The sequence below is a fragment of the Saccharopolyspora sp. NPDC045941 genome (assembly GCF_056431445.1).
The window spans coordinates 49,098-64,850 of record NZ_JBWKKU010000019.1; the positions used below are offsets into that span (position 1 = coordinate 49,098).

11 protein-coding genes are annotated in these 15,753 nt (G+C 72.1%); 10 read left to right on the forward strand and 1 reads right to left on the reverse strand.

The window, feature by feature from the left end; all coding sequences use genetic code 11:
* The first annotated feature begins 9 nt into the window (after positions 1-9).
* The 3 genes from AC07FN_RS17570 to AC07FN_RS17580 are packed head-to-tail and all read left to right on the forward strand — an operon-like array spanning position 10 to position 5,045.
* Positions 10-435 carry a DUF4913 domain-containing protein gene (locus AC07FN_RS17570; RefSeq protein WP_478396557.1) on the forward strand — a complete coding sequence of 142 codons (426 nt, stop codon included), beginning with the start codon at positions 10-12 and terminating at the stop codon, positions 433-435.
* Positions 432-2,330: a tetratricopeptide repeat protein gene (locus tag AC07FN_RS17575; protein WP_478396558.1), complete on the forward strand. Its 1,899-nt coding sequence runs from the start codon at positions 432-434 to the stop codon at positions 2,328-2,330. Before AC07FN_RS17570 ends, AC07FN_RS17575 begins: the two co-directional genes overlap by 4 nt.
* Positions 2,331-2,348: 18 nt before the next feature.
* Positions 2,349-5,045 (forward strand): AfsR/SARP family transcriptional regulator, encoded by a 2,697-nt coding sequence (locus tag AC07FN_RS17580; RefSeq protein ID WP_478396559.1) that lies wholly within the window; start codon positions 2,349-2,351, stop codon positions 5,043-5,045.
* Between the two features lie 384 nt (positions 5,046-5,429).
* Here the strand turns inward: AC07FN_RS17580 and AC07FN_RS17585 are convergent, their stop codons facing one another.
* The gene (locus AC07FN_RS17585) at positions 5,430-6,365 is read right to left on the reverse strand and encodes an NAD-dependent epimerase/dehydratase family protein (RefSeq protein WP_478396560.1); all 936 of its coding nucleotides are present in this window, start codon (positions 6,363-6,365) and stop codon (positions 5,430-5,432) included.
* A 221-nt stretch (positions 6,366-6,586) separates the two neighbouring features.
* Between AC07FN_RS17585 and AC07FN_RS17590 the strand changes: the two genes are divergently transcribed.
* The 7 genes from AC07FN_RS17590 to AC07FN_RS17620 all read left to right on the forward strand — a co-directional run bounded on the left by AC07FN_RS17590 (position 6,587) and on the right by AC07FN_RS17620 (position 15,646).
* Positions 6,587-7,870, forward strand: coding sequence for a sigma-70 family RNA polymerase sigma factor (locus AC07FN_RS17590; RefSeq protein WP_478396561.1), 1,284 nt, complete (start codon positions 6,587-6,589; stop codon positions 7,868-7,870).
* A gap of 63 nt (positions 7,871-7,933) precedes the next feature.
* Complete coding sequence (locus AC07FN_RS17595) at positions 7,934-8,197, forward strand: hypothetical protein (RefSeq protein WP_478396562.1); 264 nt, start codon at positions 7,934-7,936, stop codon at positions 8,195-8,197.
* Positions 8,198-8,390: 193 nt separating this feature from the next.
* On the forward strand, positions 8,391-8,900 hold the full coding sequence (locus AC07FN_RS17600; protein WP_452617736.1) for a hypothetical protein: 510 nt from the start codon (positions 8,391-8,393) through the stop codon (positions 8,898-8,900).
* Entirely contained in the window at positions 8,870-10,288 is a 1,419-nt protein-coding gene (locus AC07FN_RS17605; RefSeq protein ID WP_478396563.1) for a hypothetical protein, read from the forward strand. Before AC07FN_RS17600 ends, AC07FN_RS17605 begins: the two co-directional genes overlap by 31 nt.
* Entirely contained in the window at positions 10,285-11,625 is a 1,341-nt protein-coding gene (locus AC07FN_RS17610; RefSeq protein ID WP_478396564.1) for a VWA domain-containing protein, read from the forward strand. The genes AC07FN_RS17605 and AC07FN_RS17610 overlap by 4 nt, the downstream gene beginning before the upstream one ends.
* Before the next feature lie 152 nt (positions 11,626-11,777).
* Positions 11,778-12,890, forward strand: coding sequence for an ATP-binding protein (locus AC07FN_RS17615; protein ID WP_478396565.1), 1,113 nt, complete (start codon positions 11,778-11,780; stop codon positions 12,888-12,890).
* Positions 12,887-15,646 (forward strand): DUF5682 family protein, encoded by a 2,760-nt coding sequence (locus AC07FN_RS17620; protein ID WP_478396566.1) that lies wholly within the window; start codon positions 12,887-12,889, stop codon positions 15,644-15,646. Before AC07FN_RS17615 ends, AC07FN_RS17620 begins: the two co-directional genes overlap by 4 nt.
* Positions 15,647-15,753 lie beyond the last annotated feature (107 nt).

Consider the following 15,753-nt stretch of genomic DNA (forward strand, 5'->3'; position numbering starts at 1 on the left):
GAGGGAAAGGTGGCCGAAGACATGCGCCCGGCCGACGATGCCGTTCTCGCGGAAGAGGAACAGGACGTCGTCGACGTCGCGGCCGAGCACGACGAGAAGCCGCAGCCGGTCTTCCGCAACGTCGAGGAGTTCGTCGTCTACCGGTTCCTGCCGATGTACTGCCGACCACTGGGCGACTACCGGTGGTGCGCGCAGTGGTGGAGGCACTCCGAAGCCGTCTCGCGGTTCCACGCGTTGTGGCACGCCTGGGAGGTGCTGCGGTACGAACCGGGGACGGGCATGGCCGTGTGGTACCGCGATCACCTCGATCCGCACCTGGAGGTCCTGCTCTCCAGCAAGGGCCCGTTCAGCGCGTGCAGCCCGGAGCACCACCAGGATCCCGTGCCGCTGCCTTCCGTTCCGGCTCCCGAGGGCTGGTTCGAGGACGAGTGGTGAAGAACGAGTACCGCAACCAGGCGCGCGACGTGCACGGCAACGTCGTGCAGGTCGGCGTGCACTACGGCGACATCGTGATCAACGGTGGCAGCCGGCCGGTGTCCTCGCCCGCCGAGCTGCCGCTGACCGGGGAATGCGATCCGTTCCTCGCCGGGGTGCACCGCGCTCGCCCGGACCGGGACGGCGGCGTCCTGCCGCCCTACGTCGCCCGGGACGCCGACGAGGAGTTGCGGACGCGGGTCGGCGAGGCCGGCGAGAGCGGTGGGCTGGTGCTGGTCGTGGGCCCGTCCACGGTGGGGAAGACGCGGGCGGCGTTGGAGGCGGTCCAGGCGGTGCTGCCCCGGTACCGGATCCTCGCGCCGGACCCGGGATCCGACCTGCGACGACTTCCCGAGCTGGTGGACCGGAAAACGCCGCGGTGGGTGCTGTGGCTCGACGACCTCGAAGGACATCTGGGCGGCGCGGGGTTGAGCCCGGAGCTGCTCGACTGGCTCACCCGTTCCCGGATTCCCGTGGTCGCCACCATGCGGTCGCGCTTCTACCGCGAGCTCCGGTCCGGGCCGCGGCGGGGAGATCTGCGGCGCGGCGAGCACCTGCTGGGCATGCGGGTGCTGAACTCGGTGCAGCCCGTCCTGCTGGAGCGCGCCTGGTCCGATGGTGAGCTGGCCCGCGCGACCGCCACCGGCGACGACCGCCTGCGAGAGGCGCGCGCCCGGTTCGGCGACTTCGGCGTCACCGAGTACCTCGCGGCCGGCCCGGAGCTGCTGGCGGCGTGGCGCGAGGCGCGGATTCCCACCGCCGATGCGGGACATCCCCGCGGCCACGCCTTGGTCGCCGCGGCGGTCGACCTGGCCCGCACCGGGCTGACCTCGCCGGTTCCGCGGCAGCTGCTGGACGAGCTGCACGCCGGATACCTGCTCGGCGCCGCCCTGCTGCGCCCGGAAAGCCTGGCCGAGGCGTGGGAATGGGCGATCGAGCAGCGGCTCGGGGTCGCCGGCCTGCTCGTCCCGGGCGACGTCGAGCAGACGACGTGGCGGGCCTTCGACTACCTCGCCGATGCCGCGGACGCGGACGTCGCCGATGTGCCCGACGCCGTGTGGCGCGGTGCCCTCGACCACGCTTCCGACGACGAGCGGTGGATGATCGGGCGCGCGGCCTACGACGCGAATCGTTGGGACGTGGCCGAATTCGCGTGGTGGCCGCTGGCGGAGCGGGGCGAGAGCCGCGCGATGAACAACCTCGGCATCCTGCTCGAGAACCGCGGCGATCACGAGGCCGCGGCGAAGTGGATCGACCGGGCGGCCGACGCCGAGAGCGACGTGGCGATGTTCAAGGTGGCGATGCGGCTGCGGCGGGAGAGCCCGGGGCGGTTCAGCCTCGTCAGCGCCGAGTACTGGCTGCGCCGGGCGGCCGTGGCCGGGCACGTGCCCGCCATGTACGAGCTGGCGCGTGTCCTCGATTCCGGCGCCTCCACGTGGAAAGCCTTCGCCGTGCTCTCGCCGGGACGAGCGGAGGAGCGGCTGGCCGAGACCGAGATGTGGTTCCGGCGGGCGGCCGAGGCGGGCGATGCCCGGGCCGTCGCGGGCCTGGCGGAACTGCTGCTCGACGCGGGTCGGCTGGACGAGGCCGAGACGTGGTTCCAGCGGTTCGCGGGCGCGGGAAACCCGGGCGGCTTGTACCGGCTCGCGGTCGTGGCCATGCGCCGCGGCGATTCGCGCGCGGTGGAATCGGCGCTGCGCGACGCCGCCGGCGCGGGGCACGCGCGGGCCGGTTACGAACTCGCCGGGCTGCTCCGGCGACGCGGCGAGTTCGACGAAGCGGACCGCCTGACCACCCGGGCGATCCGTCACGAAACCCGCGCGGTGAGCGACTCGATCTCCGCGCACATCCGCTGAACCCGAGGAGTGGTGCTGGTGCGGTTCGAGGTGTTGGGGCCGGTGCGCCTGGCGCGTGGCGGCGGCGCTGCGGTCGCGGTGCCCGGCGAGTTGCGTCGTCGGCTGCTGGCGATGCTGTTGGCGCGAGCCAACGAGCCGGTCTCCGCGGACGCGCTGGTCCGGGCGTTGTGGCCGGACGGGGCCGCCGAGGACCGGCGCGCCCGGCTCCAGCTCCAGGTCCACCGGCTGCGGGGCCTGCTGGACGATCCGGGTCGGTTGGGGTTCGGCCCGGACGGTTACTGGCTGCGGGTGCTCCCCGGTGAGCTGGACGCCGACCGGTTCGGCGCGCTGCTGGGCGAAGCGGAGCGCTCCGACGACCCGCGGCGCGGCGCGGCGCTGATCCGCGAATCGTTGGCGCTGTGGCGCGGAGAGCCTTACCAGGGCGTGGACGTCGCGGATCTGCACGGCGAGGTGCAGCGGCTCGTCGAGCGCAGGCTGGCGGCGTTCGAGGAGCTGTACGCCGCCGAGATCCGTTGCGACCGGGATGCCGCGATCGTCGGTGAGCTCGCCGACCTCGCCGAACGGCATCCGCTGCGGGAACGGCTGCACGCGCTGCTGATGACAGCCCTGTACCGGGGAGGACGGCAGGCCGACGCCTTGGCGGTCTACCGGGACGCGCGAAAGATCCTGGTGTCGGAGCTCGGCATAGAGCCGGGGCCGCAGCTGCGATCGTTGGAAGCGACGATCCTGGCCGGACGGCCGCTGGAGCCGGACCCCGGGCCCGCCCGCGCCGACCCGGCGCCGGTGAGCGCGCACCGGCAACTTCCAGCTGATATCAGCGACTTCTGCGGTCGCCGGGAACAGCTGCGGGTTCTGCACGAGGAGTTGTCGTCGTCCGGAAGCCCGACGGCCGTGGTGATCCGGTCGATCGAGGGCATGGGCGGGGTGGGGAAGACGCGGCTGGCGCTGCACGCGGCGCACCGGTTGGTGGCCACCGGCCGGTACGCGGACATCCAGCTGTACGTAGACCTGCACGGGCATGCCGACCGGCTGCCCGCGTACCCGGCCGCGGTGCTGGCGTCGTTCCTGCGGCTGCTGGGCGTGCCGGGGGACCAGATCCCGGACGGGCTGGATGAGCGGGCGGCGCTGTACCGCGACCGGCTTTTCGGCAGGAAAGCGCTGGTGTTGCTGGACAACGCGGCGAGCGAGGACCAGGTGCTCCCGCTGCTGCCCGCGAGCCCGGAAAGCCTGGTGCTGATCACGAGCCGACGAGCGTTGGCGGTGGATGGATCCCGCGCGCTGGTGCTCGATGCGTTCACCCGCGCCGAAGCGGAAGAGCTGCTCGTGCGGATGGTCGGCGAAGACCGGGTGCTCGCCGAGCCGGCGGCGGTCGAACGGGTCGTCGAGCTGTGCGGTCGGCTGCCGCTGGCGATCGCGCTGGTCGCCCGCCGCATGCAGTCCCGGCCGCGGTGGTCGTTCGCGGAGCTGGCCGGCCGGCTGGCCGAGCCCGGCAACCGGCTGGCGGAGATCGCGGCCGGAACCCGAAGGCTCCGGCCGGTTTTCGAGCTGTCCTACCGCGCCCTCGCGGCCGACGAGCAGCGGGTTTTCCGGTTGCTGGGACTGCATCCGGGCGAGGACTTCACCGCCCACTCCGTCGCGGCGCTGGCGGATGTGACACCCGCGGCCGCCCGGCGGATGCTCGATGGCCTGGCGGACGAGCACCTGGTGATCGCCACTGGCGGCGACCGCTACCGCCTGCACGACCTGCTCGCCGACTACGCCCGCGCGGTCGTCGAGCAGGAGGACTCCGCCGATCAGCGGCGCGAGGCGACCGGGCGCCTCCTCGACTACTACCTCCACACCGCGGTCGCGGCGATCCAGACCATCCAGCCGCGAAAGGTGCGGTTCAGCCTCACCGGCAGCGAACCCGCGCACGGCCCCGTCCTGGAAACCCGCGAACAGGCCGAGACGTGGTTGCGAGCCGAACGTGCCTGCCTCATCGCCGCGGTCGCCTGCGCCGCGGACGAGGGCCGGTCGACGCATGCCTGGCAGCTCGCCAATGCGATGTGGAGCTTCTTCCTGCTCGACACCTATTACGAGGACTGGGCGGAGACCCATCGCATCGGGCTCGCGGCCGCCACCGCCGCCGGCGATCACGAAGGCCAGGCGGTGATGCTCACCTGGCTAGGCGGCGTGTACACGCTGCAGGGCGACTACGACGACGCCCGCGACCTGCTGGAGAAGTCGCTGGCGCTGCAGGAGGGCCACGACGACGATCTGAACATCATTGCCCACTTCTGGCTCGGCCTGCTCCACCACCGCACCGGCCGGTATCCCGAAGCCGTGCACCACACGCAGCGATCGATGCGAATCGCCGCCGCCCTGTTCCCGCACCGCGAGGCGCCGGCCGACCTCGGCGCCCAGTACGTGATCGACGCGAACCGCGACTTCGAACGGGCGGTGGCCGGTTACACGCAGGCCAGGCAGACCGGCGACCTTGCCGAGGAGGGGCGCTTCCTGGCCGATCTGTGCAACGCCTGCCGACGGCTCAACATGCTCACCGACGCGCTGGACTGGGGCGAGCGAGCCGTGGCGATAGCCGGGGAATGCGGATCGGCGACCCTCGAAGCCCACGCCAGGCGCATCCTCGGCGTCCTCTACGGGGAAATGGGACGCATCCGCGAGGCGCAGGCGGAACGAGCTCGCGCGCTCGCCCTGGAACAGCAGTCGACTTGATCACGGCCGCGCCGACCGTGATCTTGGGGATTCGGCCCAACTCGCCGCAGCCGCCGCGAAAGCGCGAGGAAAGCGCGGCTTGCGACGATCTTCGGATGCTGACGGCCGGCTCGGATGCAGGGGGAGTCCGAGACGGCCGAACCGAATCGACGAAGCGGGCAAGGCCGTCGCAGGGCGGGCGTTGGCCGTGACGTGATCGGTTTCAGCCACGTCGGCTCCGCCGGAGGCGCACCTGTTCGGAGAACGCTGGGGAACTAAGGGGGGTTCAGGTTCGAATCCGGCCGTGCCGACGCAATTGGAGGCCCGCCGATCAGCATGCGAATGCCGATCGGCGGGCCTTGCGCCGCTGTGCTCGTTCCGCCGGACCGCCGCAACGGCTCCGGTTCAGGTGGCGAGCCTCGCTTGCCACCACTCGACGGTCTTCGCGAGCGCTTCCCCGGCCGGGGTGGGCTCCTCCGCGAACGCTTCCGAGTAGGCGCGGGAGTCGATCACGAACGGTGAGTCGAACTGGTAGCGGATCTCGTGCAGCTCGCGGACCAGCGGGGACACCACGCCGACCGCTCGCAGCGCCCACCACGGCAGGGCGGACACGCGAGGCGTCGCGAGGCCGGCGATCCGGCACATCTCCTCGACGGCCTGACGCGCCGACATGGGCGGCGCGGTGGGCACGTGCCACGCGCGGCCCCATGCCCGCTCTTCCGCGGCCAGCCGCACCAGGGCGCGCGCGACGTCGGGCGCGTAGGTCCAGCTGTGCGCCGCGTCCGGATCGCCGAGGACCTGGACCGGCCGTCCCCGCAACAGCTTGGGCACGACGCGCTCGGCCAGGTGACCGCCCGCCGTCACGCCGGGGCCGATGAAGTCGGACGCGCGTGCTTCCGCCACGCGGACGCGCCCCTCCTGGTGGCGGGCCAGGGCGTCCCGCCAGACGCGGGCCCGCACCTCGCCCTTGCGGAATCGGGCGTTCAGCGGGAGGTCTTCGGTCATGGGAGCGTTCGTCGGGCCGTACGCGTAGAGGTTGCCGGTGAGGACCAGAACCGCGCCGGTGCGTTCGGCGGCATCGAGCAAGCCGGCCGACAACCGCGGCCAGTCCTGGACCCAGCGGTGGTAGGGCGGGGCGGAGCAGTTGTAGATGGCCACCGCTCCGGCACTGGCCGCGGCGAGCTGCTCAGCATCGCCGGCGTCCAGCGCGACGTGCTCGATCGAGCCTTCGGCGGGACCGCCGGACCGGCTGATCAGGCGAACTCGATGGCCCTGCTGCGCGAGCAGATTCGCCGTGGCGACGCCGATCGGCCCCTTGCCGACCACGATGTGGACGGACATCCGGTCACCTCCCCTTCGACGCCGACGACGCTACCGCCCGGCGACTCCCGGTGTTGCGCGGATCGGGGCTTTCGCCGTGCGTGGCGAAACTCCCGCCGCGCTGGTGCGAACGGGTGACTCGGCGTTGATCCGTTCTCGTGATCGAGTCTGCCTATTCGGCCGATGGCGTCCGGGATACGCTTTCGGCTCAGCGGGAGTGGTTCGGGGCGTTGGAGTGATGTGTGGTGGCCGTGCAGCGGGAAGATCTGGTCCAGGAGGCCAGTGACGCCGTCTTGATCGACGCCGTGCGCGGCGGGGACACCGATGCGTTCGGGGCGTTGTACGAGCGGCACGTCGGCGCGGCTTACACGATGGCGCGGCAGGTCACCAAGTCGCAGGCCGAGGCCGACGACGTGGTGTCCGAGGCGTTCGCGAAGGTGCTCGGGCTGCTGCGGGACGGGCGCGGGCCGACGGACGCCTTCCGGGCCTACCTGCTGACCGCCGTGCGGCACGGCGCATACGACCGGGCCAACAAGGCGAAGCGGACGCAGGCCGTCGACGACTTCGAGACGGTGCCGGACATCGACATCAGCCAGCCGTTCCGCGACCCGGCCGTGGAGAACGAGGAGCGCTCGCTGATCTCGCAGGCGTTCAACCGGTTGCCGGAGCGCTGGCAGATGGTGCTCTGGCACGTGGAGATCGAGGGCGAATCGCCGTCGAAGGTCGCGCCGATGCTGGGCATGACGGCCAACGGCGTTTCCGCGCTCGCCTACCGGGCCCGCGAGGGCCTGAAGCAGCAGTACCTCCAGGTGCACCTGATGCGCATGGACGCGGAGGCCGTCGAGTGCCGGTCGGCGATCGACCGGCTGGGGTCGTGGACCCGCGAGGGCCTGTCGAAGCGGGAGACGACTCAGGTCAACGAGCACCTGGGCAAGTGCGACCGGTGCGCGGCGCTGGCGGCCGAGCTGATGGAGATCAACGGCGTGCTCAAGGCGTTCATCGCCCCCGTGGTGCTGGGCGGGACCGCGTCGGCCACCGGATACCTCGCGGTCTCGGGCAGCGGGAGCCTGGTCGGCGCCGGGGTGGTCGGCGTGGTGCGGTCGAACCCGCGCAAGAGCACGGCGGTGGGTGGCGCGGTGCTGGCCGCGCTGGCGGCGCTGGGCATCGCGCTGGCGGCGAACCAGGCCGATCCGCCGCCGCTGGCCGCCGCACCGGTCGACCCGGAATCGCCGACCCAGCAGTCGCAGGGCCAGGCCGCAACCCCGCCGCCGGCGGCTCAGCCCAACCCGGCTCCGCCGCCCGCCCCGCCCGCGCCGCCGGCTCCCGGGCAGCAGCCGGTGCCGGGGACTCCGATGGAAGACGGCGTGCCGTTGCTCCCGCCGCTGCCGCTGGTGCCGCCGGGTCAGCAGCACATCGCCGACGTCGAAGCGAACCTCCCGCTGCCGTTGCTGAACCGGAGCGTGGCGGTCGATCTCGACGTCGACCGGGACCGGGTCCAGCTGGACGCCGGCGTGACCCCGGGCTAGTGCCGCACCGGGGAACGCCGGCGTCGCATTCCGCGTCCGCTTGATCGCTCACCTCGACAGTCGGTGGTGTTCGTTCGCGAGTTGGAGCCGGCGCAGTCGCAGCAGCTGGTCAAGATCGTCCGCATCCGCCACGACGAACAAGAGCGCGCCGCCCGCGCATGCGTGATCAACGACGAGCATCGCCGCGGCGACCTCATCGCGCGTCGGGGATCGCGGTCGCGCCTGTTCGAGCACGAGCAGCCGCGCGCGAGCGCCTCGCCGTTGCCGACCGGGAAGAACCCGTCGCGACGGCCGTGGCCGGGTCGTGAGTGTTTTGGATCGCCATAGCAGTCCAAAGTGCTCACGACCCAGCGGGCGTCACCCGCCACCCGGAGCTGCTGGAGGGGCTTGGCGGCACGTCGTCGCCGGGCGAGAGCTCCGCGTGCGGCGCCCTGAGCGCCATGATCGGGATTGTCGGGGGTCGCAAGTACGTTCGTCGCGTCGCGTCGTTGCGGCGTGGAATCCGCTTGGTGCATTGGAGATGGTGTTGGAAGCTTGGGAGACGTCGAGCACGGCGCGGGTGCTGCCACCCGCGCGGCCGCGCAAGCTCGCCAAGGTGCCGTTCGTCGAGCTGGCGGACGGGCGCTTGCAGGGCGTGGTGTCCAGCGGGTCGGACATCGAGCGGGTCTACGTCTCGTCGGTCGCGGCCGGTGACCACGCGTTCGCCTGCAGCACCAACAACAACCGGCCCTGCGGCGGTGCTCGCGGCTCGTTCTGCAACCACATCCGGGCCCTGATCAACGAGGCGGTCCTGCAGTACGGCGCCGGGCGCGTCGCGCGCTACCTGAAGGTCGAGATCGCGGACGAGGAGGCGGGCGCTCTCGCCATCGCCGACGGCATGAGCAGCGCGAATCCGCCGCAGGCAGACAGCAAGGCCGCCGCGACCGTCTTCAGCCGGTTCTTGCGCCACCTGGCCTACCTGGAGCTCGCCCCGTCCACCGCGCCGCTGCCGGAGATGCAGTGGTTCCCGCCGACCAGGGCGGTGGCGTGATGCGCGCCGATCTGCTCGCCGAAACCATCGCCGGGTTCGACGAAGCCCTGGCGGCCGTCGACGCCTTCGACCGCGCGCTCGTCGGCGGCCTGCTCCGGCCGCAGCCGGCCCAGGCCGCGGAACTGGCCGAACTCGCCGACGCGGTCGCGGGAACGCCGCTGGCCGCCGCGGTCGCCGAGGCGGCCGAGAAGGCGGCGGCCGGCGCCGCGGGAGAAGACCACTTCGTCGCCCTCGCCGCCGCCCGCACCGCGCTGCTCGGCTCCGTCCACGATGCACTGATGGCCCGGGTGGCGGAGGCGACCGGCCGGGCCGCAGGCGACGATCCGGCCCCGGCGACCGGCGGGCAGCACGGGGCGAACCTCCTCGCGGCCGCCCGTTCCTGGCTGTCCGACCTGGCGCGATCCGGGTGGCGGGGCATCGACCACGACGTGGTCTCCGCCTCGGCGCAGGTCGTCTCCGCGATACTGCCGGACCCGGCCCTGCGCCGGCTGGCGTCGCTCCTCGACGGCTTCGCCGCCGAACTCGCGGCGTCCTGTCCGGGCACGGCGCTGGCGCGCATCCCGGCGCGCCGCTGGGCAGACCTGTGGTCGCGCGCGATGCTGCTGACGCTGCCCGGGGCTGCCGACGTGCCGGAGACCGGCACCGCCACCGGCCGGCTCCTGCCCCTCGGCGTGGACGTGCACGAGCACGCGACCGCGGTGCAGGCCCAGGTCCACGCGGTGTTCGAGCCCGCCGACGGCGCCGCGCCCCGCCTGGTGCGGGCGAGCGTGTCGGCGCCCAAGCCCGACACCATCGTCGGAGCGGGCCTCTGGCAGCTGCTCCGCCCGCACATGGCGCTGCTGGCGGCGGTCAGCGAGGGCCGCTCGATGAACCTCGACGGCATGCCGATCACCGCCGAGGGCGACCTGATCTGGAGCGACGAGCACGCCCGCCCGGGCGAGCCCGCCGACGCCTTCGCCACCGCCCGCGTCGCCCTGGCCACCGCGACCGTTCCGGCGACCGCGCCGCTGGACCGGCACCCGGCGCGCATCGCCGTGCCCGTCTTCTTGGAGGGCTACGCCGCCGAAGTGGACGGCGACGCAATGGTTTTCGCCATCGCCGGGCACCGCTTGGCCGTCGACGCCGACCGCATTCCGGCCGCCGGGCCGCTCACCCCCGAAGCCGTCGCGGCGTCGAGCGCGTGCATCGGCCTGCTCCGCTGGGATTCCGGAGCTTTCGGCATCCAGCCGCTCGCCGTCGAAACCACCAAGCGGAAGAAGGCCGTCGCGGTCCACGCCGGGGCGTGGGCCGGCGGCACCACCGACAAGGCCGGCGTCAAGGCGGAGAAGGCCGCCACCGACGCCGCAGCGGTGCTGCGCGAGCGCGCCGGGAGGCTGTTGCGGAAATGACCGAAGAGACCATCTCCCACGACAACCGCCGCCAGGTCCTGTACTGGCGGCTGCTCGCCCGGCTCTTCGACGACGAGGAGCAGGCGACGCTGGAATCCGCGAGCGTCGCCGTGGTCGAGGACATCGGCCTGCCGCCCGCATTGCTGGACCCGCAGGTCTCCGTCGACTCGATCGTGCAGCGCCATCCGGACCTGGCCGCCGAGTTCGACGGCCTGATGACCCCGGAGTCCACATCGGACGATGACGAGCGCGACCGGGCCGCCGAGGTGCGGCGCGCGGCGCTGGTGTCGAAGGTGCTGCTCAACGTCTTCAACTCCGGCAGCGGCACGGTCACCGCGGGCCAGCTGTCGCGCTGGCAGTCGGACGCGGGCTGGCTGGAACGCGCGCTCGGCTGCAAGCCGGGGGAGCTGCGGGGCGGTCGATCCGGTGGCTCCGGCGGTGCGCACGGCCTCGGCCAGGAGCTCGGTGACATCGAGGCCGACCTGGTCAAGCGGATGCACCTCCGCGAGGTGCTGGCCGATCCCGCGCTCGCCGCGCAGCTGACCCCGAGCATGTCGCTGATCGAGCAGTTGTTGCGGGACAAGAGCAATCTGTCCGGCGTGGCGCTGGCCAACGCCAAGGCGCTGATCCGCCGCTTCGTCGACGAGGTCGCCGAAGTCCTGCGCACCCAGGTGGAGAAGGCCACCGTCGGCGCCGTGGACCGCTCGGTTCCGCCGAAGCGGGTGTACCGGAACCTGGACCTCGACCGCACGATCTGGAAGAACCTCACCAACTGGAGCCCGGAGGAGGAGCGGCTGTACGTCGACCGCCTCTTCTACCGGCACACCGCCCGCAAGACGACGCCGCAACGGCTGATCGTGGTCGTCGACCAGTCGGGCTCGATGGTCGACTCGATGGTGAACTGCACCATCCTGGCGTCGATCTTCGCCGGGCTGCCGAAGGTCGACGTGCACCTGATCGCCTACGACACGCAGGCGATCGACCTCACGCCCTGGGTGCACGACCCGTTCGACGTGCTGCTGCGCACCAACCTGGGCGGCGGGAACGACGGACCGGTGGCGATGGCCATGGCCCGGCCGAAGATCGCCGAGCCGCAGAACACCGTCATGGTCTGGATCTCGGACTTCTACGAGTTCGACCGCTCCCAGCCGCTGTTCGAGGGAATCGAGGCGGTCCACCGGTCGGGCGTGAAGTTCATCCCCGTCGGCTCGGTGACCAGCTCCGGCCGCCAGGAGGTCAACCCCTGGTTCCGCGAGCGCTTCAAGGCCCTCGGCACGCCGGTGATCTCCGGCCACATCCGCAAACTCGTCCAAGAACTCAAGACATTCCTCGGGTAGGAGACCGGTTTCCGGCCTCGCTCCTGCAGGTGCGGAGGCCGTGCGCGTTTCGGGGCGCTCAGGCACCCCAAAACAGTCACGGCCCCGTGGCCGGCGGAAGCGTCGAACCGCGAAGTCCAGCTCCAAGACAAGCACTGAGAAAGGCTCTCAACATGTCCGACCTGTTGCGCGCTCCGGCCGAGATCAAGTACGCCGAGGAGCTGGACTGGCTGGAGTCGATCGACGACGGCCCCAAACCGTTCGCCTGGCGGCTGTCCCCGAAGATGGTCCGCCTGTTCGTGCTCGGCTCCGAGCGCGCCGACGGCCTCGACCGGGAGATCGCGCCGAAGTGGTTCGGCGACCGCAGTTTCGTCGAGCGCTCCATCGTCACGCTGGCCTCCGACCGCGGCCTGCTGCTGATCGGCGACCCCGGCACCGGCAAGAGCTGGCTGGCGGAGCTGCTGGCCGCCGCGATCAGCCGGAACTCCACGCTCGTCGTGCAGGGCACCGCGGGTACCACCGAGGACCAGATCAAGTACTCGTGGAACGTGTCCATGGTCATCGCCAAGGGGCAGTCGCGGGAGTCGATGATCCCCTCGCCGATCATGACCGCCATGGAGACCGGCGCGATCGGCCGCTTCGAGGAGCTCACCCGCTCCACCAGCGACGTGCAGGACGCGCTGATCTCGATCCTGTCGGAGAAGTACATCTCGGTCCCCGAGCTCGACGGCGACAACATCGTCTTCGCCAAGCCGGGCTTCTCGATCATCGCCACCGCCAACAGCCGGGACCGGGGCGTCAACGACCTGTCCTCGGCGCTCAAGCGCCGCTTCAACTTCGTGCGAATCCCGGTGGTGACGAACAAGAAGAGCGAGGCGGAGATCGTCCGCTTCCGCACCGAGGAGCTGTTGCGCCGCCACCAGATCGAGCTCGACGTGCCGCCGACGCTGCTGGACGTGCTGCTGCGCAGCTTCGCCGATCTGCGCGCCTCCGCGGCCGCGGCCGGCAGCGACGACGAGAAGCTGGAGTCGGCGCTGTCCACCGCCGAGCAGATCGGCGTGCTCGAAGACGCGATCCTGCACGGCAACTTCTTCGGCGAGCACGCGCTGACCGCCCGCACCCTCGCCTCCTCGCTCGTCGGATCGCTGGCCAGGCGAGCGCCGGAGGACCTGGCGATCCTCAACAAGTACCTGCACGGCGTCGTCGAGCCGCGCAGCAAGGACGAGGGCGGATCGTGGCCGGACTTCCTGGAGGGCGGCCGCGACGCGATCGCCACCCTGTCATGAGCGGCGCCTTCGACGCGCTCCGCACGCAGCTGCGGGAAGCCGCCGCGGCGTTCGCCGACGGGCCCGATGCGCTGGAAGGCATCCTGCTCGGCATCGTCGACGACGTCGACCGCGCGCAGCGCGAACCGCTGGAGATCTTCCCGGTCTGCCACCACTCGCCGGCCTCGGCCATCGCGATGGCCCGGCGGCTGCGGGAGAAGCAGCCGAAGGTGGTCTACCTGGAGCTGTGCGAGGACATGGCGCCGCTGCTGACCGAACTGCGCAACTGCCGGCTCCCGGTCGCGGTGCAGGCGTTCGCGACCGAGGTCGAGGGCTTCCCGGTCGAATGGTCGCCGCTGTCGGTGGTCGCCCCGATCACCGAGGCGTCGGCCGAGTACCAGGCGATCGCCTACGCGCTGGAAACACCGGGCGTCGAACTGGTCCTCGTCGACCGCTCCTCCGACCACGTCTTCCAGTGGGAGGAGCCCGCCGACCCGGACGCGCCGCAGGCGGCGGAGGAGGCCGCGCTGCACGGCGACGCGCGCGGCGTGGAGATCGGCGACCTGCGGCCGCGCTTCGCGGAGCTGGAGGAGCACCTGCTGCGCCACGGCCGGGTGCGGCACTGGTCGGAGTGGTGGCACCAGTACGTCGAACTGCCGCTCGGCGACAGCGACCACGACGCCTACCGGCAGGTCATGCTCCTGATCGGCAGCCTGTTCCGCCGCCTCGCGCCCGGGGATCAGCAGCGGGTGCGCGTGGACGAGGACCGCGAGCGCTACATGTGGACCAGGATGCGCGAACACCTGGCCGCGACCGGCGCCGATCCGGCGGACTGCCTGTACGTCTGCGGCGCGTTCCACGCGGCCAGCCGCGTCGCGGAGTTCGGCGTGCACGGCACGGACACCTTCGAGATCAGCCCGCCCAGCGCCAGCAAGTGGCAGCACGGCCTGATCCCGTCGAGCAACGCGGCGATCGAGGCGCAGTTCGGCCTGGCCGCCGGTTCGGTGTCGATCGCCGCGACGGAGTGGGCGAAGAACCTCAAGCGCACCAAGGTGCAGCCGTTCCGGCTCGCCGGGCAGGCGGGTGCGAAGAAGAAGCCGGGGAAGACCGTGCCGCCGGTCGATCCCGCGCCGGCCGGCCCTTCGGACAAGCTCTCCGGTTTCCTCCAGCGGCCGCCCGTCCTCGACCGGCTGGACGAGGCCGAGCTGCTGGGCTGGTCGGTGGACATCGTGCGCGCCGCGCGCCGCAACGGCTACCTCGCGTCCACCGCGGACGCGATCGCCGTGTTCGAGACGTCGATCCTGCTGGCCGGGATGCGCGACCGGGCCAAGCCCACGCCGTACGACTTCCAGGACGCGGCGATCACCTGCATCGAGAAGGACGCCGTGCCGGGCAGGCGCGACGTGCGCCGCCTCGTCGAGATCATGATGGGCGGCGACCGGATCGGTCAGGTCGGCTACGACGCGCTGCCGCCGCTGGCGCGCGACGTGCACGACCGGCTCGCGCCGCTGGAGCTCAAGCTCCAGCAGCGCGGCGTGCAAAGAGCGTTGCTGGACATCGCTTCCCGGCCGAAGCTGGCGCAGTGCTCGGACGTGCTGTGGATGCTGCGCTACCTGCTGCCGCGCGGGGCGGCGCGGCCGATCATGGGCGAGCGGCGGCTCGGCGAGCGGCCGATCCAGGAGTCGTGGGACGTGGCGCTCGGCACCCACCAGCGGGCGCTGATCGAACTCGGCTACGAGGGCGTCAGCATCGAGCAGGTGCTGGAGCAGCGCCTGCGCAGCGCGGCGTACGGCCCGCGCGCGACCACGGCCACCGTCCTCGAAGCAGTCGAGGACGCGACGCTCTACCTGCGCAGCCGGCGCCTCGCCAACGAGTTGGGCACGCGTGCCCTGGAAGTCCTGGCGACCGAGCGCAGCGTTGATGGCGCGCCGGAAGTCCTGCGCCGGGTGCGCCGACTGCTGGCGTACTACCGGACCAGCGAGCCGGTGCTGCCGCCGTGGATCGAATCGTTCGTCAGGACCGGCTACGCGCACTACTGCACCCTGCTGCCGACGGCGTTCACCGACGAAGACGCGACCGTCGACCAGGTCGCCGCCATGCTGGGCTTCCTGTTCAGCATGGAGGGCCTGGCGCTGTCGCTGGGCTGCGACCGGGCGCAGCTGGAGCTGGCGTTCGCGCAGTCGCATCCGCAGGAGCCGGCGAAGCTGGCGCTGCTGTGGGCGGCTCAGGTGCAGCTCGGGCAGCTCTCCCGCGCGCAGCTGCGGGCGCGGTGCGACGAGTTGCTCGCCAACCCCATGGTGGTGCCTGTTTACCCGCGCTACCTCAGCGGATTCGTGCACGCGCTGGAGCCCGTGCCGGGCCTGACCGACTTCGTCGTGGAAGCGGTGTCGAACGCGTTCCGGCGGCTGCCGGACCCGATGCTGCTGCCGTGGTTGCCCAGCCTGATCAGCACTCTGCGCTCCGGCGGCGCGGAGCTGGCGCCGATGCTCATCCGCGAGGCCGGGCGGATCTTCCCCGACCGCCTCGCGGCGCTGGACGAATGGGTGCCGCCGTGGCTGGCCCAGCCGACGCCGGAAGCGGTGCCGCCCCGGCGAGCGCCGCGCGGGAGCGGGGTCGCGCTGCTGGCCGCACATCCTGCGACCTGCGACGCGGTGGCGGATCTGCTGGGCTGCGACGGGGCGTGGCAGCCGGCCGATTCCGGTGGGGCGGGCGCCGAGCTGCTCGGCCGCTATCCGGAAACGGCGGCAGCGCTGGCGGAACTGCTCGCCAAGCCGTGACGTCGGCGCGGTGGCCCGGGTCTGCGGGCCACCGCGCGAGGTCCATAGTGGATGGTTTGCCGTGGGCTGCGGGATCGTTCGCGGCGCGTCATCGGCAACGCGCTCAT